The sequence below is a fragment of the Saccharopolyspora sp. NPDC000359 genome (assembly GCF_040300525.1).
In the GTDB taxonomy this organism is placed as follows: Bacteria; Actinomycetota; Actinomycetes; order Mycobacteriales; family Pseudonocardiaceae; genus Saccharopolyspora.
Window position 1 is genome coordinate 1 of the sequence record NZ_JBEPDU010000044.1, and the last position, 24,066, is coordinate 24,066.

A 24,066-nucleotide genomic window follows, 5' to 3' on the forward strand; every position below is an offset into this window, starting at 1 on the left:
CGGACAAGAACCCGCTGTTCCTGGACGAGACGCTGTCCCGCGCCGAGTTCCAGCGGATCACCTCCGACCTGCTCGAGCGCTGCCGCAAGCCGTTCAGCAACGCGATCCGCGACGCCGGGATCAAGGTGGGCGACATCAACCACGTCGTGCTGGTGGGCGGTGCGACGCGGATGCCCGCGGTGACCGACCTGGTCCGCGAGCTCACCGACGGCAAGGAGCCGAACAAGGGCGTGAACCCGGACGAGGTCGTCGCGGTCGGCGCGTGCCTGCAGGCCGGTGTGCTGCGCGGTGAGGTCAAGGACGTCCTGCTGCTCGACGTCACCCCGCTGTCCCTGGGCATCGAGACCAAGGGCGGCATCATGACCAAGCTGATCGAGCGCAACACCACGATCCCGACCAAGCGCTCCGAGACCTTCACCACCGCCGAGGACAACCAGCCGTCGGTGCAGATCCAGGTCTTCCAGGGCGAGCGCGAGATCGCCGCGCACAACAAGAAGCTCGGCTCGTTCGAGCTGACCGGGCTGCCCCCGGCGCCGCGCGGCATGCCGCAGATCGAGGTCACCTTCGACATCGACGCCAACGGCATCGTGCACGTCTCCGCCAAGGACCTCGGCACCGGGCGCGAGCAGTCCATCAAGATCAGCGGCGGTTCGGCGTTGCCGAAGGACGACATCGACCGGATGGTCAAGGACGCCGAGGCCCACGCGGAGGAGGACAAGAAGCGCCGCGAGGAGGCCGAGACCCGCAACCAGGCCGAGACCATGGTTTACCAGACCGAGAAGGTGCTCACCGACAACGCGGACAAGATCCCGGCCGACACCCGCACCCAGGTGCAGGAGGCGATCAAGGACGTCAACGAGGCGCTCAAGGGCGACGACGTGGAACGCATCCGAACGGCGGTCGACCACCTGGCGACCGCGTCGCAGGCCATCGGCCAAGCGATGTACAGCAGGGAGGCGCCGCCGGAAGCCGGTGCGGAGGGGGCGGGTTCCGCGGAGGACGACGTCGTGGACGCCGAGATCGTGGACGAGGACGACCAGAAGAAGGAGTGACCAGCGCGTTCGCACTTCCGGGCACAATTCTCGGAATATTCCGCGAGGAATTCGTGAGAATACTTCGCGGCGGCCGAACGGGGTACCAGCGAGTGGTGCTCCCGTCGTTCCCGGGAATCAACTTGGTCTACTGTGGACACGCTGGTCTGTTCCGGTGATTGCCCGCGAGTGGTCTGCCCCAGCGGTGCTGCCTGGCTAACCTCGAAGGTCCTCGAAAGATCCGTGCGTGCGGCATTGCGAGGTCTGGGGTGGAATGCAGCTACTGGGAATTCGGCGCGATCGTCCGGCACGAGAAGGCACGCCACGACGCCGGGGCGGCCACGGCTCCCGGCAGGTTCGACATCCCGGCGTTCCTCACCTCCCGCGACAGCGGGCTGGACCAGCCAGCGGACCCGAATGCGGTGCTGGAAGCCGCCGAGGACAGCGTGCGCGCCAAGGGCTGGATCGACCACGGCCGCCTGAACGACGAGTGGTACGAGATCGTCTCCGCCCTGGTCCACGGCCACTCCCTGACGTACCTGTACCTGACCGAGCCGGGTCAGCCGGAAACCCGCGCCATGGCGGCGGTCAGCAACCTGGCCTTCCGCATCATCATGCGGGGCGAGGAGGTGTGGATCGACGAAGTGGCGGCGAGCGCCGCGGAGCGCTCGGTGGTGGAGTGTCTCCCGGACGCCAACCCGGCCAACGGCCGAGGTGTCCTGGTGCCGGCGGAAGTCCTGGCAGCAGCAGCCCTGGAAGCGGAGAACCACAAGGCCGACCAAGGCGACTGGATAGCCTACGAACTGGGCCAGGCAGGCATTAGCCGAGATGACGCGCTCGAGGTGGGCGGACTCGTGAACCTGGCCGACCGCGTGATCGGCCAGTTCAACGTGGTGAGCAGGGGTGCCCACGGGCGGAACCGCGTCGCCCCCTGGGCGGTGACCGTGCATCACAATTCCACGGGAAGGGTCGCGCAAATCCCACAACCGCCGGACGGCGTAGAAGTTCTGGTGACTCCGGGGGAGGCGGACCTGATCGCAGATTCGTTGCGCTCCTACCACGATGAGTCCCGCGCGTGAGCAAAACGAGAATTTTACACCCGAACGCGGCAGATCTATCTGCTGCTATCGGAGGAATTGTGTTGCAGCTGGGTAAAAATATGCGTCAGCTCGCAGCATGACTTGGTATGACGATACCAGTTGTCGTCGGAGCCCATTCTTGGGGGGCGATCAGGTGTGAACGACCGGATGCCGCCGCAACCTCGAGCAGCAATGCTCGCTGCCGGAACGGCGCTGACCCCGTTCCACCCGCTCACAGGTGCGGCGTTGATCATGACCGGGCCGCAAACCTTCCACATCCAGCCGGATCAGTTGCCGAAGGTCCTTACCGGACTGGACGAGGTTCACGCCAAGTACCAATTCGCGCGAGACGAGGCGTTGCGGCTCTCGGGCGTGGCAGCCCCGTTCAAGGACGATGCCACGATCGACGTGATCAAGAGGATTTGCGCCAGGGCCCAGGGCGGCGAGGGCAACCTGTTCGAGTTCGCGCAAAGCCTGATGGACTGGGTCGATGCGTTCAAGGACGCGGTGCGGCGTGCCATCGAGGACTACCAGCGCATCGACGAAGAAAGCAGCATGGCGTGAACCCCCACGGTGAGCCTGGAGGTTTGCAGCCATCAACAACGCCGCCGCAGGTGCAGCCCTCCGGTGCCCGCTCTCGCGGCCCGCTTCTAGCGCTGGTCCTGATCATCGGAGCTGGCGCGCTCGGGGTGGCCACGTGGTTCGTCGTAGCTGCGTTGGGGGGCTCGGAGCGGACCATACCGGGACAACCGGCGCCGGTGGCGAATGATCCGTTCCGCATCGAGCGGCCGAAGAACCTCAGGGCCATCAGTGATCCTTGCCAGCTGTTGAGTCCGCAGCAGCGGGACCAGCTGGCTTCATTGCCTGCAGGGGTGCCCGAGCCGACGCCATGGGGACAGCAGGCGTGCCGCTGGAGGAACCAGCAGCTCACGGTCAGCATTTCTCCGGACACCGTGCAGGGGCAAGGGTTGAGGTACACGGCGAAGGTGGTTGCCGATGGTGAGCCAACGGCAGCGGTCGCCGGGTACCCAGCGCTGCACTACGGAATCAGCAGTGGTTCATGTGGCACCTTCGTTGGCACTTCGGACACCGAGCTCGTGCTGGTCAGCTTCCAAGCGGGCTCCGAGGGGCGGAACAACCCGGAGTACGCGAACCCGTGCGTGGTGTCCGACAAGATCGCGGAAATGGTGCTGGCGAACCTGCCTCCTGCGTGAGCAGGAGCAATCGCGGGAAACAGGAAACGGGGTTGCGATGGGGGCGTTCGACTGGGTTTTCGGCAAGCGCGAGGTAACTGGGCAGGCGCAGATGGCGTTCGACCACCCGAAGGTCTATGCCGAGGTCGAGGGCGGGCCGGGGGTCGAACCACTGTCGGCTGCGGCGAGCGAGTGGAAGGAGAAGGTGAAGAGCGCCTTCGACGACGCCAATTCGGCGCTGGAACGAGTTTTGAAGGACTCCGAGGTCTTGATGCAGGGAGGTGCGGCAGACCAGGCGCGAGACGCAGTCACCCCGCTGGCGCAAGCCACCCAGGAAGCGATCGAGATCGCTGCGCGAGGGGGTGATGCGCTCGATCTCCAGGCGCAGGCATCAGCGGATTTCAAGCACGCTTTTCCGGAGCCGTACCCGTTGCCGGCGAGCAACATTGGTTGGGCTGACTACGTCAACCCCGCTGCGTTCGCGGTGAAATCCGGAATTCGGGCCTCCCACGAGGATCGGCACGACGAGGTCGAGGCTCGCGCTCGACAGCTGTACGAGGACTACGTCCGGAGCAGCAATGAACGCATCGACGGGATGAAGCCCTTCCCGCCGCCGCCGACGTTCACCGCGGACGTGGCTCCGGCGGAGACGACTCCGGTGGGCAAGGTGGAGCCGCTGAGCAGCAAGACCGGTACTGGGGATGCCCAGGCCGTGCCCGAGGTGCCGCGTCCTGTGACACCGCCGCCTTCGGTCGAGCCCACCCCGCCGCCTCCGGTGGCGCCGACACCTCCGGGCGAGCAGGCTCCGGACGCTGAGGTGGCTCCGGAGTCCCCGGCTGAGTCTGACTCGGCGTGGGTGGCTCCTGCCGCGAGTGGCACTCCCGCCGTTGGCGGGACCGCGCCAGCTCCGACGCCCGGTGGTGCAGGTGGTGGGGTCGTCGGCGGCGTGGTCATGCCGCCGGGTGGTCGGTCCGGGGCGACGCCTCCGGGCGTGCCGGGGACTGGGCGCGGCGGTGGTCCCGGCACGGGTCGCAGCAGCCCGGGTACCCCCGGCGGTGGCGGGCGCACCGGCAGCGGGTTAGGCGCGCCAGGGCAGGGGTCGAGCTCCCCGCCCAGCCCGCCTGGGCGCGGGTCGACGTCCGGTCCCGGTGCGGCGGGGGCTCCCGCGGCCGGTGGGCGGCAGAAGGAGGAGGACAAGGAGCACGGTCGCAAGTTCGTCAAGGGCGGTCGGGACGCTTGGGAGGACTTGGAGATCCCCAAGGTCGCGCCGCCGGTGTTCGGGGACTGGGAGGCCGAGGCGCTGCGGGGCAAGCCGCCGCGACCACCGGAGGAGAGGTAGTCCGCGCCGTGCTGGCCCCGGGGTGATCACCGGTCAGTTAGCCTCTGGCGGTGCTCTTCCTCGTGATCGCCGCTGCGCTGCTCCTCGTCTTCGCGATCAGCTTCCTCCGCGACCGCCGCCGGGTGCGCAACGGTGTCTACCTGTTCTTCTGCTTGATGTTCGTGATCGCCGGGCTGCTGTTCGAGCTGGCCAGGGTGTCGGAGACCGCGGCTGTGCTGATCCTCGCGGCGATGGTGTTCCTGGTGCCGGTCTTCGTGCTGGTGCTGGCCGGGTTCCTGATCGCCAACGGGATCACCATGCTGCGCCGCGAGGGCAGGCGGGTGGCCAACCTGCTGTCGCTGGGCGCTGGGCTCGGGATCATCGGGATGATCGCGCTGACCTTCGTGGCCGCCTTCCACCCGTGGGAGCCGCTCGTGATGTTCGTGCGGTCCACCACCAGCGTGCTGTTCTACGTGTCGTTCGTGTTCGTGTGCTTCCTGCTCTACTCCTTCGTGTACGGCAGGTTCCCGCACCGGACCAACGTCGACTTCATCGTGGTGCTCGGTTCCGGCCTGATCGGTTCCCGGGTGCCGCCGCTGCTGGCCAGCCGCCTGGACCGGGGGCGCGCGGTGTTCGAGGCCCAGCGCGCGAAGGGGCGGCAGCCGCTGCTGGTGACCTCGGGTGGGCAGGGGCCGGGCGAGGACCTGCCCGAGGCGCGCGCCATGGCCGACTACTTGATCGAGAAGGGCGTGCCCGCTGAGCAGGTCCTGGTGGAGGACCAGTCGCGCACCACCGAGCAGAACCTGCGGTTCAGCAAGGCGGTCATGGCGCAGGTCAAGCCGGACCCCCGCTGCGTGGTGGTGACCAACAACTTCCACGTGATGCGCGCCGCGCGCATCGCCCGCGCGGAGAAGGTCAACGGCCAGGTGATCGGCTCGCCGACCGCTCGCTACTACTGGCCGAGCGCGACGATCCGCGAGTTCGTGGCGATCTTCCTGTCCCACAAGGTGATCAACGGTGGCATCTGCGTGCTGCTGTTCCTCGGTGGTCTCTCGGGCTGATCCGCGGGCCAGGAGCCGCGGGCGGTTAAGATCGCCGGGTCCGTTCGCGGGGGGCGTGCGGAGCTGCCGCCCCCGCGCTGTTCTTCCTTCGTGGAATAGGGGAGTTTTGAGCACGCGGTTGATCCCGGCCATGGTGGCGATCGTCCTAGGCGGACTGCTGGCGTTCGCCCTGTTCGTCCCGTACGTCGCGCGGCAGTACCGCAGACGCGGCGAACTCGGCATGGGCAACGCCGCGTTAGCCCTGGGCGGGCTCGTCTACAGCCTCGCGCTGGTCGCCTACGTGCTGCTGCCGATGCCCCAGCTGGGGCCGGACTTCTGCGCGGTCCACGGCACCAGTGGTCCACAGTGGACTCCGTTCGCCTTCCTCGCCGACATGGAGAAGGAGGCGATCGGCACCGGGATCGCGGCCACGCTGCGCAACCCGGCGCTGACCCAGGTGCTGATGAACGTCGCGCTGTTCGTGCCGCTGGGCATGTTCGTGCGGTACATGTTCCGGCGCGGTGTGCTGGCCACCACCGCGATCGGCGTGGGCGTCTCGCTGCTGATCGAGGTGACGCAGGGCACCGGCATCTGGTTCCTCTACCCGTGCGCGTACCGGCTGTTCGACGTCGACGACCTGATCGCCAACGGGCTGGGCGGGTTGCTGGGCGCGCTCGCCGCGCCGGTGCTGCGCGCCGTGCCAGGCCAGCGCCTCGTCGTCGACCCCGGTGAGCCGCGGCCGGTCACCAAGTCGCGGCGGCTGCTGGCGATGATCTGCGACCTGATGGCGCACCAGCTCTCGGGCGCGCTGTTCGTCACCGTCGGCAACTTGCTGCTCCTCCTGGTGCACGGCCAGTTGGTCATGGGCACCGTCGCGCCTGCCGAGCTGGCCGGCTACGCCGAGGTCAACGCGCTGGCACCGTTGTTGCCGTGGTTCCTGCTGGCGGTCGTCGTGCCGGTGGTGGGCAAGGCCCCCAGCCTCGGGCAGCGCATCGTCCGGTTGCAGGCGGTGGGGCGGGACGGGCGCCCGGCTGGGCCTGGGATGCGCGTGCTCCGCAGCCTGCTCGGTGTCGGTGGCTACGTGCTGCTGTCGCAGCTGGGCACGTTGCCCGAGCTCAGCGCGCTGTCGCTGCTCGCGTCCGTGCTGGGGCTGGCCTCGCTCATCGCCCTGTTCGCCACGGCCGGGCGCCGCGGGCTGTCCTACGCGATGACCGGGCTGCGGTTGACCGACTCCCGCGCCGTCGAGCGGACCGCGGTCCTCAGCTGAGGTCGCGGGGCTGGGCGGGCAGCGTCGCCGACACCTCGAAACCGCCGTCGGGCAGCTGGCCGGAGCTGATCTCACCACCGGCCAGCTGCACCCGCTCGGCCAGCCCGATCAGGCCCTGCCCGCCGCTGGGCAGGCTGCGCTGGAAGCCCGCGGCCGGGCGGCCGTTGCGGATCGAGACCGCGAGCTGCTTCGGCCCGTAGTCCAGCGCGACGGTGGCCCGCGCGCCCCCGGCGTGCTTGTGGACGTTGGTCAAAGCCTCCTGCACGACCCGGTAGGCGGCGCGCTCCACCTGGTCGGACAGGTCGCGGCGGTCGCCGGTGAGGGCCAGCTCGACGTCGAGCCCGGCCTCGCGGGAGGCCGACACGAGCGCTTCGAGGTCCTTGAGCTTCGGCTGCGGCGGTTCCGGCGTCTCGTCGCCGGGGTTGGCGCGCAGCACACCGATCATCTGCCGCAGCTCGTCCAGCGCGCCGCGGCCCACCTGCTGGATGGTCGCCGCCGCGCTGGCCGCCTTCTCCGGGTCGGCCTTCGCCACCATCTCCAGCGCCCCGGCGTGCACCACGACCAGGCTCACCTGGTGCGCAACGGAATCGTGCATCTCGCGGGCGATGCGGGCCCGCTCCTCGCTGCGCGTGCGCTCGGCGATCAGGGCCCGCTCGCGCTCGGCGCGCTCGGCCCGCTCCACCCAGTGCACCAGCCTCGCGCGGCGACCGGCCATGTAGCGGCCGACGACGACGGGGAAGAGCAGGATGAGCGCCCGGATCACGACCCCGGTGACGAGCACGTCCAGATCCGGGCGGAACTCGCCGATCGACCAGCCGACCTCCACCAGGACGGCCAGCGTCGCCACGCTCCAGACGTGCCAGCCCCGCCGCCCGTAAGCGCCCAGCGCGTACAGCGCGGGGAACAGCGCGAACGACATCGAGACCAGCACATGCGCGACAGTGACGGCGAGGAGCACGACAACCGGGTACCGGCGCATGCCGAACAGCGCGAGCGCGGCGAGGAGCGCCCCGGCCAGCAGCGGCAGCGCGTCCCCGAAGTCCGGGTTGTTCTGCACGATGCTCAGCGCGGAGAGCCCGAAGGTGACCGCGCTGACCACGGCCAGCAGCACCCACCGGGGCACGCCCGCGAGCCAGGACGGCCGCGTCCCGACGAAGGGGGCTTCGTCCGGTTCGGGGGTGCTCGGCGAGGACGTGCTCAGCTTCTCGGTTGCCACGCCGCGAGCCTATGGCAACGGGTGTCGCACCGGATTGACCCCGGGTTGTACGCCTGGGGTATGACGGGCTCGGGCGTGCGTGATCTCCCGTGCGCCTGGCGGATGATCGTCGAATCGGACCGCAGTGCGACGCCCGCGCAGCGCCGCCCGCCATACCGTCGCGGCATGGTTCACACGAGCGAAAGCCCGCCCACCGAACGGATTCCCGCAGCGCCCGCCCGCACCCGCCTCCACGGCGTCGACATCGCCAGGGGATTGGCGGTGCTGGGCATGTTCGTCGCGCACGCCGGTCCGGCGGTGCTCAGCATGAACGCCGGGGGTGCCGCGGAGGTCCTGGCGACGCTCTCCGACGGGCACGCCTCGATCCTGTTCGCCACCCTGGCCGGGGTGTCGCTGGCGCTGCTGACCGGGGGCAGCCGCCCGCACGAGGGCATGGCGCTGCGCCGGGACCGGGTGCGGATCGCGGTGCGCGCGGCCCTGCTCTTCGTGCTCGGCATGGCGCTGACCCAACTGGGCACCCCGATGATGGTGATCCTCTCCTTCTACGCGCTCTACTTCCTGCTGACCCTGCCGTTCCTGCGCCTGCGGCCCGCGGTGCTGCTGGTCCTCGCCGCGGTGTGGGCGGTCGCCGGGCCGGTCGCCTCCTTCCTGATCCGCGGCGCGATCAGCAGCGGGGACACCGCCGGTGGCGCGCTGGCGTTCAGCGACCTCACCTCGTGGGACGCGGCCGTCGCCGGTTTCCAGCGGCTGCTGCTCGACGGCGCCTACCCGGTGCTGACCTGGATGCCGTTCGTCCTGACCGGGCTGGCCGTCGGCCGGTTGGACCTGCGGGCCACCGCGGTGCGGGTGAAGCTGCTGGTCAGCGGTGTCGTGCTGGCCGTGCTCGGCACGGTCGGCTCGTGGCTGGCCCTGCACGTCTTCGGTGGTGTCCGGGCACTGGAGCCGGTGCTGGCCAACCTGGAGCCGATCGCCGCGGAGATCGGCAAGGAACCGCTCGAACTGCTGCAGATGTTCGGCTTCGGCGTCGTGCCCACGACCACCCCGGCGATGCTGCTGATCAACGGCCCGCACAGCGGGACGCCGTTCGAGGTCGTCGCTTCGACCGGCGCGGCCCTCGCGGTGCTGGCGCTGTGCCTGTTCGCCGGGGACTTCCTGCGCACGCTGCTGGCCCCGCTGGCGGCGGTCGGCGCACTGGCCCTGACCGTGTACTCGGTGCAGGGCCTGCTGCTGGAGCCGGTGGTGACCGGGCTCGGCGAGCAGCCGTGGCTGCCGCTGCTCGTCCTGGCGCTGGGCTCGCTGGTGCTCTGCGGGCTGTGGCGGCCGCTGCTCGGCCGCGGGCCGCTGGAGCGGGTTCTGCACTGGACCTCGACCAAGGCGGCCGACGTGGTCGCCCGCTGACCTGCGGTGGGGCGGGCCGGTGGGCGTCGGCGAGGTCGACGCCCACCGGCGGTGGTTGGATCGGCGCGTGGACTTGCTTCGCCATCTCCGGTTGTTCGTGGCGGTCGCCGAGGAGGGGCACTTCGGGCACGCGGCCGACCGCCTCGGCATGACCCAGCCGCCGGTCTCGCAGGGCGTGCAGCGGTTGGAGACCAAGCTCGGGGTCACCCTGCTCACCCGGGGTTCGCGGGGGGTGCGGCTGACCACCGCCGGGGCCGAGCTGCTGCCCCGGGCGCGGGCGCTGCTGGACGGCGCCGAGCAGTTCGAGGAGGAAGCGCGGCGGCAGCGGGAGAACCGCGGCGCGGTGCGCATCGGCGTCATCCCGGCGCTCAGCGACCGGCAGGTCGCGGCCAGCACGGCCGCGGTGCGCGCGGCAGCACCGGACCCGGCGGCCCGCACCGTGATCACCACGACGGCCTCGACCACCGACCTGGTCGAATCGGTCGCCGCCGGTCGGCTCGACTGCGCGGCGGTGCACCACCCGGCGCTGATCGGCGCGCTGACGTCCGGCCCGGTCCTGAAGATCCCGCGCTGGCTGCTGGTCCCGGCTGAGCACGCGGCCGACCGCAAGCCGTCGCTGCGTGCCCTGCGCGGCCTGGCCTGCGCGACAGCTCCGCGCAACCACGGCACGGCCGCGTTCGACCTGCTCGTGGACACCCTGCGGGCCAAGGGCCTGGACCCGGACTTCGTGCCCGCGCCCGGCGACCGCGACGCCATCACCGCGGTCGCCGCGGGGCGGGCGTTCGCCCTGACCACCGATCCGGACCTGGACGGACCGGGCGTGGTCCGCGCACCGGCCGGGGACGACCTCGCGCTGCGGGTGCGGCTGGTCTGGCAGGAGTCGGCGGCCGACGACGTGGTCGCCGCGTTCGAGGCGTCCCTGCGGGGTGCCCGGTGAGCCCGGTGGAGCGGCGCATCCGCGAGGTGCTGGCCGACGCCGGTGCGGAGGGTTGGGTGCACGCGACGCAGTTCGGCGGCGGGCGGGAGATCTGCGTCGGCGCGGACGAGCTGGTGGTCCCCGCCTCGGTCTACAAGCTGCCGCTGCTGGTGGCGCTGTGCCGGGCGTTCGACGCCGGTCGGATCGACCCGCGCGCCGCGGTGCGGATCGACCCGACGTCCTGCACCCCCGGGCCGAGCGGCTTCTCCACGTTCCTCGACCCGGTGACGGTGTCCTGGCGCGACCTGGCCGCCTCGATGATGGCGGTGTCCGACAACGCCGCCGCCGACGTCATCCTCGGTGCCGTGGGCCTGGACGCCGTCGCCGAGGTGCTCGAGGACCTGGGGCTCTCGCGCACCCGGGTCGTCGGGGGCGTCGTCGACCAGCACGCCTCGCTGGTCCGCGACCTGGGTGCCACCACCGCGGCTGAAGCCTTCGAGCTGCTCAGCAACAACGACGCCGCGCGCACCGTCAGCGAGTACGACCCGGCCTACGCGAGCGCCACCACGCCGCGCGACATGACCCGGCTGCTCGAGCTGATCTGGTCCGACGCCGTCGCCTCGCCGCAGCAGTGCGCGCTCATCCGGCGGTTGATGGGCCACCAGGTCTGGATGCACCGGGTGCGGTCCGGGTTCCCGTTCCAGGGCGTGCGGGTGGCGGGCAAGACCGGCACCGTCGGCGCGGTGCGCAACGAGGTGTCGGTGGTGCAGTTCGAGGGCGAGGAGCCGGTCGCGGTGGCGGTGTTCACCCTCGCCGCGCGAGCCGACTCGGCGCTGCCGCGCGTGGACTCGGCGATCGGGGAGTGCGCCTGGCTCGCCGTCAACGACCTGCGCTCCGGGCGGCTGTGAGGAAAACTTTCTCCGCTCGGAACCGGACATGTGGGACCGGCCGGGCGCTGCGGTCATATCGAACCGCTATCGCCGTGCCGTCGGCTGCGGATTGGCGCGATCGCACGAGTGCTGCTTGATTGGTCCCGACCGGACCTCCGGTCGTGGGATTGGAACGGAGAAGTACTTGCGGCACAACGACATCCGACTTGGGCGACGCGCTGTCCTGGGGGCGCTGCTGGCTGTTCCGGCGCTGGTGGCGTGCGGCACCAGCCAGGGGGCTCCGCCGCCCGCCCCCGCCTCGCCCGGCCCCGACCTGGCCGAGCTGGAGCGCCGCCACGACGCCCGCCTGGGCCTGTACGCGATCAACGTCCGCACCGGCCGGACGCTGGTGAACCGCCCCGACGAGCGGTTCGCGCTGTGCTCCACCTTCAAGACCTACGCGGTCGCGGCCCTGCTGCGCGACCACGGTGCCTCCAGCGACTACTTCGACAAGATCATCCGCTACACGCGGGACGACCTGGTGAGCTACTCCCCGGTGACCGAGCAGCACGTGGACACCGGCATGACGGTCCGCGCCCTGTGCGAGGCGACCATGACGGTCAGCGACAACACCGCGGCAAACCTGCTGCTGCGCGAACGCGGCGGCCCGGCGTCGATCGCACCGTTCGCCCGCTCCATCGGCGACCCGACCACCCGGCTGGACCGGTGGGAAGCCGAGCTGGGCACCGCGATCCCGGGTGACGAGCGGGACACCTCCACCCCGGCCGGACTCGCCACGGGCTACCGGGCGCTGGTGGTCGGTGACGCGCTCGCGGCACCGGAGCGGGAGCAGCTGACCGCCTGGCTCGTCGCCAACACGACCGGTGACAAGGCCCTGCGCGCCGGGCTGCCGCCGACCTGGCGCACCGGGGAGAAAACCGGCTCGGGCGAGTACGGCACCCGCAACGACGTCGGTGCCACCTGGACCGAGGACGGCACCCCGATCGTCATCGCGGCCCTGAGCAGCAGGCCGCGGCAGGACGACGAGGGCCGCGACGAGCTGATCGCTGACGCGGCCCGGGTGGTCGCCGCGCACCTGCGCTGAGCCAGCTGTGGACGGAGTGCTCGCCGTGGTGCTGCCACGGCGAGCCCTGCCCGCGCATCGATCGAACGGTTGATCCTGTGGTGCGGCTTCCGGTGCGCGGCAACCGATCCTCGGAGCGATGTGCGCGCCCGCGCCCGCGGGAACAGTGGGACCTGGAGACGGTGACCGCAGGGAAGGAAGCACATCGGCGATGAAGAAGCTCTACTGGGCGGCGTTGGTCTACATGGTCCTCGGGCTGGCGGCCGGGATGTACTACCGCGAGCTGACCAAGGTCCAGGAGTTCACCGGCGACACCCAGCTGGCGGGGCTGCACACCCACCTGCTCGCGCTGGGCATGCTGTTCTTCCTGGTGGTGCTGGCGCTGGACAAGGCGTTCGGGCTGTCCGGGAACCGGCTGTTCACGTTGTTCTTCTGGTTCTACAACGCGGGCCTGGCGCTGACCGCTGCGATGATGGCGGTCCACGGGACGATGACGGTGTTCGGCGTGGCGAGCTCGGCGGCGATCTCGGGCATCGCCGGACTCGGCCACATCCTGGTGACGCTCGGCCTGGTGCACCTGTTCCTCGGGTTGCGCAAGGTGCTGCCGGGGCGGCGCGACGTGGCGGCGGGCTAGTCCCGCTTGGCGCGGCTGGGTGCGACGCGCGGTGGTTCGTTGGGCTGCTTCGGGTAGACCGGCGGCCACGGCGCGTCCTGCAGCCCGGCTGCCATGTCCCGCGCCGACTGCTCCAGCAGCGGTTCGATCGACTGCGGCTGCCGGTCGGCCCACGGGTCGCCGCGCTCGGCGAGCCGACCCGGGACCGTGGCGATGGTCAGCGAGTCGGGTTCGACGGTGGCCACCTCGTCCCACGAGATCGGCGCGGACACCTGGGCGCCCACCCGCGGGCGCACGCACCACGCGCCGAAGACGGTTTTGTGCGGGGCGTTCTGGTTGTAGTCGACGAACACCCGCGCCCCCCGCTCCTCCTTCCACCACTTGGCGGTGACCAGGTCGGGGTGGCGGCGCTCCAGCTCGCGGGCCAGCGCCACGGCGGCGGCCCGCACCTCGTAGCTGTTCCACCGCGGCAGCAGCAGGGCGTAGATGTGCAGGCCCCGCGAGCCGGAGGTCTTCACCTGCGCCTCGATGCCGTGCTCGCCGAGCAGCTCCCCGGTCAGCTGGGCGGCCTCGACGACCTGCGCGAACGTCACGCCGGGGGAGGGGTCGAGGTCGATGCGCAGCTCGTCGGCGACCTCCGGGGTGTCGGCGTGGTAGGGCCAGACGTGGAAGCCCAGGCAACCGAGGTTGACCGCCCAGGCGATGTGCGCCAGGTCGGCGGCCACCAGCGCGTCGCTGGTGGTCCCGTTGGGCGTGGACACCAGGGTGGTCCGCAGCCAGGGTGGCGCGGACCCGGGCACCCGCTTCTGGAAGAACGACTTCCCACCGGCCCCGTCCGGGTACCGATCCAGCAGCAGCGGCCGCCCCTGCAGGGTGCTCAGCAGCGGCTCGGCCACGGCCTGGTAGTACCGGATCAGGTCGAGCTTGGTCTCCCCGCGCTCGGGGAAGAACACCTTGTCCGGGTGCGAGACCTTGACCTCGGTCCCACCGAACTCCAGCACCACCGATTCACCCACGACCGACCTCCACCGCAGTTCCCGGGCCAGCCTAGAACCCCAGCAGCCTCCACGCAGCGAGTTCGGCGGCGCGCTCTGCGGGCGGTCAGGCCGTTGTTTCGTGCACGTGGTGCCAGCGGAGGCCGGTGGGGGTGCGGCGGAGGACCGCAGTGGTGCGGCGGGTCGTGGTGGCGCCGTCTTGGCGGTGGGTCTCGCGGAAGCGGACGACGGTGAGGTCGGTGGTCTCGGCGACCGTCGTGACCTCGTCCACCTCGATCGCCAGGCCAGGTGCCGAGCCGCCCGCCCCGGACAGCGCCTCGAAGAGCTGGTCCGCGCCCAGCACCGCGCCGTCGGTGGTGATCAGCGTGAAGTCGTCCGCGTGCGCGGCGCGGAGCTCGGCCAGGACCGCGGGGTCGCAGCGCTGGCCGAGCCAGTTCGCCAGCAGCCGGTGCAGCCGCTGGACCTCGGTGCGGACCTCGGTCACCAGCCGCGCTCGCGCCACTCGGCGAGGTGCGGGCGCTGCTCGCCCAGGGTCGAGTCGTCACCGTGGCCCGGGTAGAACCAGGTGTCGTCCGGGAGCTCGGCGAAGACGCGGTTCTCCACGTCGTCGACCAGCGACCGGAAGTCCTCCGGGGAGGTCGTCCTGCCCACCCCGCCCGGGAACAGCGAGTCGCCGGTGAACAGGTGCGGGTGGCCCGCCGGGTCGCGGTAGAGCAGGGCGATCGAGCCGGGCGTGTGGCCGCGCAGGTGGATCACCGACAGCTGCGAGTCCCCTACGTCGATGGTGTCGCCGTGCTCGACCAGGCGGTCCGGCGGCACCGGCAGCGCCTGGGCGTCGGCCGGGTGCGCCACCGTGAAGCACCCGGTCTGGCCCGCCACCGCACCCAGCGCCTGCCAGTGGTCGGCGTGCTGGTGGGTGGTGACGATGGTGCGCAGCCGGGGGCGCTGGTCGTCGTGGCCGAGTAGGTCGGCCAGCCGCTCGGAGTCGTTGGCGGCGTCGACCAGCAGCGCGTCCCCGGTGGTGCGGCACACCAGCAGGTACGCGTTGTTGTCCATCGGGCCGACCGAGATCTTGGTGATGGTCAGCGCGGGCAGTTCCCGGCGGGCCGGGTTCCCGCCGGGCTCGACGTGTCCCGTGTACTCAGCTTCGTACTCCACGCACCGAGCTTAGGGCCTGCCCCTCCGCAGTGGATCAGCGCGGCGGTCAGGCCGCGGTGTGCTTGGCGGTGTGCTTGCCCGGGACCACCAGCCCGTAGATCACCAGCACCGACAGCGCGATCACCAGCAGCGACCACAGCGGGAACGCGGCCAGGAAGGCCAGGTGCCCGATCGCGCACAGCGCGGCCAGCACGATGCCGGTGGTGCGGGCCCACGTCATCTCGTACAGGCAGCCCACCCCGGTGGCCACCTGCAGCACGCCCAGCACCAGCCAGATCACGCCCCACGCGGTGAAGTTGAAGACCAGCAGCTGGCCCTCGCCGACGATGAAGTAGTCGGTGCGGAACAGCGCGGCCAACCCGTCGATGACGTTGAAGATCCCGACCAGCAGGATCAGCGACCCGGCGAAGGCCAACCACCCCGACATCGAGGTGCCCTCCGGCGCGGAGGTCATCGCCCACTGCTTCGACTGCTCGGGTGCCTGCGCCTGCTGCTCGGCCTGCTGGGTCTCGGCCCGCTGCTGCTCGGAACCGGGACCGGTCTGCGGAGTGGACATCGTGAGCGCCCCCCTCTTGCGAACTCGCCGACTTCCGCTGCAAGCGTCGCGCGATCGGGCGAATCACGCAGCCCGGACGGGCGACATTCCGCATGCCGGAAGTTCGGCCGCTGGTCAGAGCCAGTCGGGGAGGTCGGGTGCGGTGCCGTGGAGGTCCCGGGCGTCCGTGCGGCCGAGGAGCCAGCCGAGCATCGGGCCCGGTTCGCCGCGGACGCGGCTCGGTGGGGCCGTCGTGCCGCGGAGGTCCCAGGTGCGCAGGTGGTCGCCGAAGTCGACCTCCACCGCCAGCGCCGGGACGTCCGGGCGGCCGCCGAACTGCTGGGCGACGTCCTCCAGCAGCTGCTCGGCCTCGCGCGCCGGGATGTCGGCGAAGTCCACGTCGTGGTCCAGGTCGACCAGGTGCACCCACACCTCCAGCAGGCGCAGCCGCAGCATGTGGTGGGCGGGCATCGGGTCCCCGACCGCGTCGGCGATCTCGGCGGCCCACGCGTTCTCCGGCAGCTCCCGCGCGGCGTGCGCGAAGCGGTCGCAGGAGGCGGTCAGGTCCTCCAGCAGCAGCCGATGGCTGTGCTGGGCACCCTCGGCGATGGCCTCGTCCCGGTCGTCACCGCTGGCGTACATCGCGTGCTCGATCCCGGTGCGCGCCCAGATCAGCAGGTTTGCGAACCCGTCGGCGTTGCGCGCCAGGTGCGAGATGACGTGCGCGCGGCTCCAGCCGGGCAGCAGGCTGGGTTGCCGCACGGAGACCTCGTCCAGGTCGTCGACCGTGCGCAGCAGGCGCTCGGTGGCGCGGTTCACCGCGGCCAGCTGGGTGGTGACCTCGAGCGCGAGCGGCGCGCCGGTGCCGAGGACGATGTCGACCATGGTCCACCTCGCGGGGAACGGGAGGGGTGGGCGGGTGCACGCGTGAAACACCGAGCCTAATTGCGCAGGCCACAAGGGCGACAGTGCCCATTACGGGGGAATTTGCGTATCGTCGGGGGTATCGGTGCCCCACCGCTTCGGATGTCACACGGTCGGGTGTGACGCGGGGGTTGCGCCGGGTGCGGGGCGCAGGCGATCCGGGACTGTCGGTGGCCCCGAATAGCATGGACGACGCGACGTCGCGACCTGCCGATGACCGGGTCCTCACGCCCGGCCCGCAGCGGCGCGCGTCGGCCTCAACGCCAGAACTTCCGAAGGGATCACTGTGGCTGACCGCCTCGTCGTCCGCGGCGCCCGTGAGCACAACCTGCGCGGGATCGACCTCGATCTGCCCCGGGACAGCCTGATCGTGTTCACCGGGCTGTCCGGCTCCGGCAAGTCGAGCCTGGCCTTCGACACCATCTTCGCCGAGGGGCAGCGCCGCTACGTCGAGTCGCTGTCCGCCTACGCCCGGCAGTTCCTCGGCCAGATGGACAAGCCCGACGTGGACTTCATCGAAGGCCTGTCCCCGGCGGTGTCGATCGACCAGAAGTCCACCAGCCGCAACCCGCGGTCCACGGTGGGCACCATCACCGAGGTCTACGACTACCTGCGCCTGCTGTACGCGCGGGCCGGCAAACCGCACTGCCCGACCTGCGGGGAGGCGATCAGCAAGCAGACCCCGCAGCAGATCGTCGACCAGGTGCTGGAGATGCCCGAGCGGGCCAAGTTCCAGGTGCTGGCGCCGGTGGTGCGCGGCCGCAAGGGCGAGTACGTCGACCTGTTCGAGCAGCTGCAGTCGCAGGGCTACGCGCGCGTCCGCGTCGACGGCGTGGTGCACCCGCTGGACGCGCCGCCGAAGTTGAAGAAGCAGGAGAAGCACGACATCGCGGTGGTCGTCGACCGGCTCACCGTGAAGTCCAGCGCCAAGCAGCGGCTGACCGACTCGGTGGAGACCGCGCTGCGGCTGGCCGACGGGCTGGTGCTGGTCGAGTTCATCGACCTCGACGAGGACGACCCGCAGCGGGAGCGCAAGTTCTCCGAGAACCTGGCCTGCCCGAACGGCCACCCGCTGGGCGTCGACGAGCTCGAACCGCGCTCCTTCTCGTTCAACTCGCCCTACGGCGCGTGCCCGGAGTGCGCCGGGCTCGGCATCCGCAAGGAGGTCGACCCCGAGCTGGTGGTGCCCGACGAGGACCTCTCGCTGGCCGAGGGCGCGATCGCCCCGTGGGCCGGTGGGCACACCGCCGAGTACTTCACCCGGCTGCTCACCTCGCTGTCGGAGTCCATCGGGTTCCGGATGGACACCCCGTGGCGGCAGCTGACCACCAAGGTCAAGAAGGCCGTGCTACACGGCAGCAACGACCAGGTGCACGTCCGGTACAAGAACCGCTACGGGCGCACCCGCTCCTACTACGCCAACTACGAGGGCGTCATCCCGTTCCTGGAGCGGCGGCTGGAGCAGACCGAGTCCGACTACGCCCGCGAGAAGTACGAGGGCTACATGCGGGACGTGCCGTGCCCGGCCTGCGACGGCACCCGCCTCAAGCCCGAGATCCTGGCCGTGACGATGGCCAACGAGGAGATCGGCGAGCTGTCCATCGCCGAGGTCAGCGCGCTGAGCGTGCGGGAGTGCTCGACGTTCCTCAACGGGCTGGTGCTCGGGCCGCGCGAGCAGATGATCGCCGGTGCGGTGCTCAAGGAGGTGCAGGCGCGGCTGGGCTTCCTGCTCGACGTGGGCTTGGACTACCTGTCCCTGGACCGCGCGGCCGGGACGCTCTCCGGCGGGGAGGCGCAGCGCATCCGGCTGGCCACCCAGATCGGCTCGGGCCTGGTCGGCGTGCTCTACGTGCTGGACGAGCCGTCCATCGGCCTGCACCAGCGGGACAACCACCGGCTGCTGGAGACGCTGAGCCGGCTGCGGGACCTGGGCAACACGCTGATCGTCGTGGAGCACGACGAGGACACCGTGCGCAGCGCGGACTGGGTCGTCGACATCGGCCCGGGTGCCGGTGAGCACGGCGGTGCGGTGGTGCACAGCGGCACCTACAAGAAGCTGCTGGACAACAAGAAGTCGCTGACCGGTGACTACCTGTCCCGCCGCAAGCAGATCCCGGTGCCGGAGCTGCGCCGCCCCCGCGACCGCAAGCGGCAGCTGACCGTGGTCGGCGCCCGCGAGCACAACCTGCGCAAGATCGACGTGTCGTTCCCGCTGGGCTGCCTGGTCGCGGTCACCGGGGTGTCCGGTTCCGGCAAGTCCACGCTGGTCAACGACATCCTCGCGTCGGTGCTGGCAAACAAGCTCAACGGCGCCCGCCAGGTGCCCGGCAGGCACACCCGGGTCCGGGGCCTGGAGCACGTGGACAAGCTGGTGCAGGTCGACCAGTCGCCGATCGGCCGCACCCCGCGGTCGAACCCGGCCACCTACACCGGTGTGTTCGACCACATCCGCAAGCTGTTCGCGGCGACCACCGAGGCGAAGGTGCGCGGCTACCAGCCGGGCCGGTTCTCCTTCAACATCAAGGGCGGTCGGTGCGAGGCGTGCGCGGGCGACGGCACGCTGAAGATCGAGATGAACTTCCTGCCCGACGTGTACGTGCCGTGCGAGGTGTGCAAGGGCGCCCGGTACAACCGGGAGACCCTGGAGGTGCACTACAAGGGCAAGACGATCTCCGAGGTCCTGGACATGCCGATCGAGGAGGCCGCGGCGTTCTTCGAGCCGATCAACGCCATCCACCGGCACCTCAGGACGCTGGTGGACGTCGGGTTGGGCTACGTGCGGCTGGGCCAGCCGGCGCCGACGCTGTCCGGCGGTGAGGCGCAGCGCGTGAAGCTGGCCAGCGAGCTGCAGAAGCGCTCCACCGGCAAGACGGTCTACATCCTCGACGAGCCGACCACCGGGCTGCACTTCGAGGACATCCGCAAGCTGCTCGGTGTGATCAACGGCCTGGTGGACAAGGGCAACACGGTGATCGTGATCGAGCACAACCTGGACGTGATCAAGACCGCGGACTGGGTGCTGGACATGGGGCCGGAGGGCGGCTCCGGCGGCGGCACCCTGGTCGCCGAGGGCACCCCGGAGGACCTGGCGGCCCTCGACGACAGCCACACCGGCCGGTTCCTGGCCCCAGTGCTGGCCGAGGGCTGAGCTGCGGAGGACGGGGCCCGCACCGGGTGGTGCGGGCCCCGTTTTGTAACCTTTCCGCCACGGCACCGGCCCCTGGGTCCGTGATCGGACACACTGTGCCGACCGAACGAAGCGGTGAGCTGTCGGCGGGCGCGTCCACCTGATGCGCGCAGGACGCCGACGCTCCGCGCACATCCTGCGGAAAGGTTCCACGTGGAAGCGCTCAACGACGCGATCGTCGCGCTGAACGACACGTTCTGGCTCTACCTCCTCATCCCGGTCCTGGCCGTGCTGAGCCTGTACTTCACGGTCCGCTCCGGTGCGGTGCAGATCCGGATGATCCCGGAGATGGTCCGCGCGATGGTCGGCAAGGCGGAGACCGCGGAGGACGGCAAGAAGGCGATCTCGTCGTTCCAGGCGTTCGCGATCTCCGCCGCCGCCCGGATCGGCACCGGCAACATCGCCGGTGTGGCCACCGCGATCGCGCTGGGCGGGCCCGGTGCGGTGTTCTGGATGTGGATGATGGGCCTGGTCGTCGGCGCGGCCAGCTTCGTCGAGTCCACCCTCGCCCAGCTGTACAAGGTGCGGGACAAGGCCGGTTTCCGCGGTGGTCCGGCCTACTACATGCTGCACGGCCTGCGCGCCCGCTGGATGGGCGTGATCTTCGCGGTGGTCATCACGGTCACCTTCGGCTTCGTGTTCAACGCGGTGCAGAGCAACACCATCGTCGGCGCGGTCATGACCTCGGTCGAGGCGACCGGTGTGACCGGCTTCGGCTGGCTGGAGCCGGTGCTCGGCCTGGCCCTGGTGGCGCTGACCGCGGCGGTCATCTTCGGCGGGGTGCGGCGCATCGCGCACGTCGCGCAGCTGCTGGTGCCGTTCATGGCCGCGCTGTACATGGTCCTGGGCCTGGTCATCGTGGTGCTCAACATCGACGCGCTGCCCGGCGTGCTCGCCCAGATCTTCAGCAACGCCTTCGGCATCGAGGAGATCACCGCCGGTGGTCTGGGTGCGGCGATCGTGCAGGGTGTGCGGCGCGGCATGTTCTCCAACGAGGCCGGCCTGGGTTCGGCCCCGAACGCTGGCGCCACCGCCTCGGTGAGCCACCCGGTCAAGCAGGGTTTGGTGCAGACCCTCGGCGTCTACGTCGACACCCTGCTGGTGTGCTCCACCACGGCGTTCATCGTGCTGCTCTCCAACCCGACCTACGGCGAGAACCGCGGCCCGACGATGACCCAGGAGGCGCTGCAGTTCAACCTGGGCAACTGGTCGCTGCACCTGCTGACGCTGATCATCCTGCTGGTCGCGTTCACCTCGGTGCTGGGCAACTACTTCTACGGCGAGTCCAACGTCGGCTTCCTCACCCAGAACCGCGCGGTGCTGACCGGCTACCGGTGGATCGCGCTGGTGGTGACCTTCCTGGGCGCGATCGGCTCCTCGGATCTGGTGTGGAACCTGGCCGACACCACGATGGGCGTGATGGCGCTGGTGAACCTGGCGGCGATCGCGCCGCTGAGCGCGGTCGCCTTCAAGCTCCTCAAGGACTACAACGAGCAGCGCAAGCAGGGCCTGGACCCGGTCTTCACCCGGGACCGCCTGCCGGAGCTGACCGGCGTGGAGTGCTGGGACCCGAAGACCCCGGACGTGGCGAAGACCACGGCGAGCTGAGCCCCACCGCTGCGGACGGGACGCCCACGACGGGCGACCGTCCGCAGCGGCGTTTTCCGGGCTAGGGCGGGCACTGGCCGATCTGCTCCCGGGGATCCCCGCAGTACATCAGGACCTGGGTGTTGCTTGCGCGGGCCGGGTCGTCCGGCGCGGTCCCGACCACCCGCAGCACCGAGATCGCCTTGCGGTGCGGGACCTGCTGGAGCTGCCCGGTCGGGGACCGGAAGTCCAGCGGACCGCTGATCGCGCCGACGCCACCCGGGTTCTGGCTGAGCTGGACGATGCCGTACCAGATGGCCTGGCCGTTGAGCTGCGTCCCGTCCGGGGCCTGGCCCGCGAGGGTCCGGTTCACCGCCTGCCGGACCAGGCCGACCGCGTCGTAGGCGAGCATCCCGCGCCCCGTCACGCCATCGGCCTCGCCCGCCACCCGGTGCCCGGTGAAGTCGACGTAGTCGAGGGCGAAGCCGACCGGCAGGTCGTTGTCGAACAGGTACTTCGTCGTGTCGTCCCCGGCCATGATGCGGGGCATGCTGCCGGGGGTGGTGCACGTCTCCTGCACCGTGGTGCGGAAGGAGCCGAACTTGTCCGCCCGCCCGGCGAAGAACACCAGCGAGTCGGGGGAGCAGCGCACAGTCTCGGCGGAGACGGTGTCGGACAGCTGCACCGCGATGCCCGGTTGGGCCTCGATGTCGGCCGCCAGGTTCCGGCTGTAGAGGTCGGCTTCCGGCGCGTAGACGGTGGCCTGGTCGACGCCCAGGTTCCGGATGTGCTGGGCGATGATCTCGGCCTGCCAGCTGTTCGTCGGCCCCACCTGGTAGTAGAGCCTGCTCAGGCTGGGAAGCTCGTCGGCCGACGGCACCGTGGCCACCATGCTCAGCCCGTTGCCGCCGAGCGTCCGGATCGCCTCCTTGGTCCCCTCCCAGCTGCCGCCGAGCCCCACCACCGACACCACGGGCGGGTTCTGGGCCAGCGCGCGCTCGTCGGTGGGGTCCTCCGGCACCGACTGGGCGGCGAAGTCGACGATGTGCTGGGCCACCTCGGGGGCGTGCCCCATCCGGGCCCCGCCGTTGGCGATCACGATCCGGATCGCGGCCTGGTTGTTGCGGCGGGAGAACTCCTGGGCCTTCGCCAGCCCCTCCAGCTCCGCCGCGACGCCGTCCAGCGTGGTGGAGTCGGCGTCCACCCCGGTGAGGGTGCTGAAGTAGACGATTGTGAGGTGCGGGAGCCCGGTCTTCGCCGCGGCTTCCGCGTTCTGCGCGTTGATCGCCTCCTGCGCCTGGTCGAGCCGGGCGCGCAGACCCGCGTCGGAGACACCGCTGGAGAAGCGGTAGTCGGCGTCGGCGATCCCGACGCACTCGCCGTCGGCCAGCCACAGGTCGCTGTTGGTCCACGGCCACAGGCTGCGCCCGCAGTGCTGCTCCCACTGCTGGTAGTAGGCGGCGCTGCCGCCGAGCAGCAGCAGCACGGCGAGCGCGATGGGGACGCGGCGCAGCAGCTTGGAGTGCTTGAGCGGCAGGCTCGTCTGGCCCAGGAACACACCGGGTTCGTCGTCGGTGACGGGCGGGTCGTCGGCCACCCGCACCGTCACGTACCAGGCGGTGTTCGAGCGCTTGCGGCGGGCTTCCTGCAGCGTTTCGTGCCAGGTCTCCAGCGTGACCGGTGCGCTGGGCGCCTCGTTGTCGGACAGCGGTTCGGAGCCGCTGCCGATCACCAGCAGCGGGTCCGGGACGCCGGTCTCGTTGCGCACGTCGTTGATCAGCCGCACCAGCATCTTGCCGACGCTCTCGTCGCGCAGGTTGCGCAGCAGCAGCACCGGGTAGCAGTCCTTGGGCACCCACTTCCAGCGCCACAGCCGCCGGTTGTAGGAGTCCGCGAGGTCGGCGAGGAACGCGTGCACCAGCAGCTTGCGCACCTGCTCGGCGTTCTCCCAGCGCGACGGGGTGGTGATCAGGCGCTGGGCGAAGCTCGGGAAGTCGGCCGACTCCCGCGGCGACAGGTAGCGCTGCCGCATGAACCACCGGGCGACGCGCCCCTTGCGCACCCACCAGCCGTAGTAGACCGGGAAGAACACCAGCGACAGCAGGTACAGGTACCAGGGCAGGTTCTGTGCGGCCAGCTCCCAGCCCTGGGCCTCCAGCTGCTCCTCCTGCTGGGTGCGCTGCGGCCGCCGACTGCTGAGGTACTCGCGCAGCAGGTGGCGGGTGTCCGAGTGCGGTGCCCGGGAGAGGTTGGTCGGCTGCATGTTCTTCTTGAGCAGCCAGCTCAGCAACGCGTAGCGGCGGAAGCGCAGGCGGCCGATCCGCGGCCACGAGTCGGCGTCGCGCAGCCCCAGCGCCGCGCGGTCCAGCAGCCTGCGGATCTGTACCGACCCGCCCCGCTGGGACTCGGCCGGGGCGCCGCCGACGTCCAGGACGACGTGCGGCACCACCGAGCCGAGGTGGTCGGACAGCTGGTCCACCAGCCGACCGGGGTCGTCCTCGCGCAGCAGGTGCACCACCGGCTGGTCCGGGATCTTCTCCACCCGGCTGCGCCGGACCCACCGCCGACCGAGGCGGGAGGGAAGCCGGGCGACCGGAATCCCTTGGCCCGTGGCCGCTTCCGTCATGCACACCCCCGGGTTCGGATGATCACCAGC

Annotated in this window: 21 protein-coding genes; 14 read left to right on the forward strand and 7 right to left on the reverse strand. The window is 70.7% G+C overall.

The genetic code is table 11. The annotated features are described in order from the left end of the window. The 7 genes from ABT324_RS25175 to ABT324_RS25205 form a co-directional block, all read left to right on the forward strand. Positions 1-1,052, forward strand: a 1,052-nt coding sequence (locus ABT324_RS25175) for an Hsp70 family protein (RefSeq protein ID WP_351182438.1), incomplete at its 5' end; no start/stop codon positions are given. Positions 1,053-1,300: 248 nt separating this feature from the next. Beyond that, the gene (locus tag ABT324_RS25180) at positions 1,301-2,110 is read left to right on the forward strand and encodes an ESX secretion-associated protein EspG (protein WP_351182441.1); all 810 of its coding nucleotides are present in this window, start codon (positions 1,301-1,303) and stop codon (positions 2,108-2,110) included. Between the two features lie 156 nt (positions 2,111-2,266). After that, positions 2,267-2,674, forward strand: coding sequence for a hypothetical protein (locus ABT324_RS25185; RefSeq protein WP_351182444.1), 408 nt, complete (start codon positions 2,267-2,269; stop codon positions 2,672-2,674). A 125-nt stretch (positions 2,675-2,799) separates the two neighbouring features. Continuing rightward, positions 2,800-3,324, forward strand: a complete 525-nt coding sequence (locus tag ABT324_RS25190; RefSeq protein WP_351182447.1) for a DUF3558 domain-containing protein — start codon at positions 2,800-2,802, stop codon at positions 3,322-3,324. A 37-nt stretch (positions 3,325-3,361) separates the two neighbouring features. Further along, positions 3,362-4,642 (forward strand): PPE domain-containing protein, encoded by a 1,281-nt coding sequence (locus tag ABT324_RS25195; RefSeq protein ID WP_351182450.1) that lies wholly within the window; start codon positions 3,362-3,364, stop codon positions 4,640-4,642. A 50-nt stretch (positions 4,643-4,692) separates the two neighbouring features. Continuing rightward, the gene (locus ABT324_RS25200) at positions 4,693-5,682 is read left to right on the forward strand and encodes a YdcF family protein (protein ID WP_351182453.1); all 990 of its coding nucleotides are present in this window, start codon (positions 4,693-4,695) and stop codon (positions 5,680-5,682) included. A gap of 106 nt (positions 5,683-5,788) precedes the next feature. Then, positions 5,789-6,928: a VanZ family protein gene (locus ABT324_RS25205; protein WP_351182456.1), complete on the forward strand. Its 1,140-nt coding sequence runs from the start codon at positions 5,789-5,791 to the stop codon at positions 6,926-6,928. Here the strand turns inward: ABT324_RS25205 and ABT324_RS25210 are convergent. Continuing rightward, positions 6,921-8,144 carry a sensor histidine kinase gene (locus ABT324_RS25210; RefSeq protein WP_351182459.1) on the reverse strand — a complete coding sequence of 408 codons (1,224 nt, stop codon included), beginning with the start codon at positions 8,142-8,144 and terminating at the stop codon, positions 6,921-6,923. The genes ABT324_RS25205 and ABT324_RS25210 overlap by 8 nt on opposite strands. A 165-nt stretch (positions 8,145-8,309) precedes the next feature. On the opposite strand from ABT324_RS25210, the gene ABT324_RS25215 reads away from it, so the two are divergent. The 5 genes from ABT324_RS25215 (at position 8,310) to ABT324_RS25235 (ending at position 13,045) form a co-directional block, all read left to right on the forward strand. Beyond that, positions 8,310-9,542 (forward strand): heparan-alpha-glucosaminide N-acetyltransferase domain-containing protein, encoded by a 1,233-nt coding sequence (locus tag ABT324_RS25215; RefSeq protein WP_351182462.1) that lies wholly within the window; start codon positions 8,310-8,312, stop codon positions 9,540-9,542. A 67-nt stretch (positions 9,543-9,609) separates the two neighbouring features. After that, entirely contained in the window at positions 9,610-10,479 is an 870-nt protein-coding gene (locus ABT324_RS25220) for a LysR family transcriptional regulator (RefSeq protein WP_351182465.1), read from the forward strand. Further along, positions 10,476-11,366: a serine hydrolase gene (locus ABT324_RS25225; protein ID WP_351182468.1), complete on the forward strand. Its 891-nt coding sequence runs from the start codon at positions 10,476-10,478 to the stop codon at positions 11,364-11,366. Before ABT324_RS25220 ends, ABT324_RS25225 begins: the two co-directional genes overlap by 4 nt. Positions 11,367-11,547: 181 nt before the next feature. Beyond that, positions 11,548-12,432 carry a class A beta-lactamase gene (gene bla / locus ABT324_RS25230; RefSeq protein ID WP_502949791.1) on the forward strand — a complete coding sequence of 295 codons (885 nt, stop codon included), beginning with the start codon at positions 11,548-11,550 and terminating at the stop codon, positions 12,430-12,432. Positions 12,433-12,622: 190 nt separating this feature from the next. After that, complete coding sequence (locus ABT324_RS25235; protein ID WP_351182473.1) at positions 12,623-13,045, forward strand: DUF2871 domain-containing protein; 423 nt, start codon at positions 12,623-12,625, stop codon at positions 13,043-13,045. Here ABT324_RS25235 and ligD read toward each other — a convergent pair. The 5 genes from ligD to ABT324_RS25260 form a co-directional block, all read right to left on the reverse strand. Further along, entirely contained in the window at positions 13,042-14,040 is a 999-nt protein-coding gene (ligD, locus tag ABT324_RS25240; RefSeq protein WP_351182476.1) for a non-homologous end-joining DNA ligase, read from the reverse strand. The genes ABT324_RS25235 and ligD overlap by 4 nt on opposite strands. 85 nt (positions 14,041-14,125) lie before the next feature. Beyond that, on the reverse strand, positions 14,126-14,503 hold the full coding sequence (locus ABT324_RS25245) for a DUF4440 domain-containing protein (RefSeq protein ID WP_351182479.1): 378 nt from the start codon (positions 14,501-14,503) through the stop codon (positions 14,126-14,128). Further along, positions 14,500-15,177 carry an MBL fold metallo-hydrolase gene (locus ABT324_RS25250; protein WP_351182482.1) on the reverse strand — a complete coding sequence of 226 codons (678 nt, stop codon included), beginning with the start codon at positions 15,175-15,177 and terminating at the stop codon, positions 14,500-14,502. Before ABT324_RS25250 ends, ABT324_RS25245 begins: the two co-directional genes overlap by 4 nt. Before the next feature lie 46 nt (positions 15,178-15,223). After that, complete coding sequence (locus ABT324_RS25255; RefSeq protein WP_351182485.1) at positions 15,224-15,733, reverse strand: DUF7144 family membrane protein; 510 nt, start codon at positions 15,731-15,733, stop codon at positions 15,224-15,226. 114 nt (positions 15,734-15,847) lie between these two features. After that, positions 15,848-16,597 carry a maleylpyruvate isomerase N-terminal domain-containing protein gene (locus ABT324_RS25260; RefSeq protein ID WP_351182488.1) on the reverse strand — a complete coding sequence of 250 codons (750 nt, stop codon included), beginning with the start codon at positions 16,595-16,597 and terminating at the stop codon, positions 15,848-15,850. Positions 16,598-16,922: 325 nt separating this feature from the next. Here ABT324_RS25260 and uvrA point away from each other — a divergent pair, with 325 nt between their 5' ends. Continuing rightward, positions 16,923-19,784 carry an excinuclease ABC subunit UvrA gene (gene uvrA / locus ABT324_RS25265; protein ID WP_351182491.1) on the forward strand — a complete coding sequence of 954 codons (2,862 nt, stop codon included), beginning with the start codon at positions 16,923-16,925 and terminating at the stop codon, positions 19,782-19,784. Positions 19,785-19,976: 192 nt separating this feature from the next. Next, complete coding sequence (locus tag ABT324_RS25270) at positions 19,977-21,431, forward strand: alanine/glycine:cation symporter family protein (protein WP_351182494.1); 1,455 nt, start codon at positions 19,977-19,979, stop codon at positions 21,429-21,431. Between the two features lie 61 nt (positions 21,432-21,492). Here ABT324_RS25270 and ABT324_RS25275 read toward each other — a convergent pair whose 3' ends face one another. Continuing rightward, positions 21,493-24,036, reverse strand: a complete 2,544-nt coding sequence (locus ABT324_RS25275) for a type 1 periplasmic-binding domain-containing protein (protein ID WP_351182497.1) — start codon at positions 24,034-24,036, stop codon at positions 21,493-21,495. Positions 24,037-24,066 lie beyond the last annotated feature (30 nt).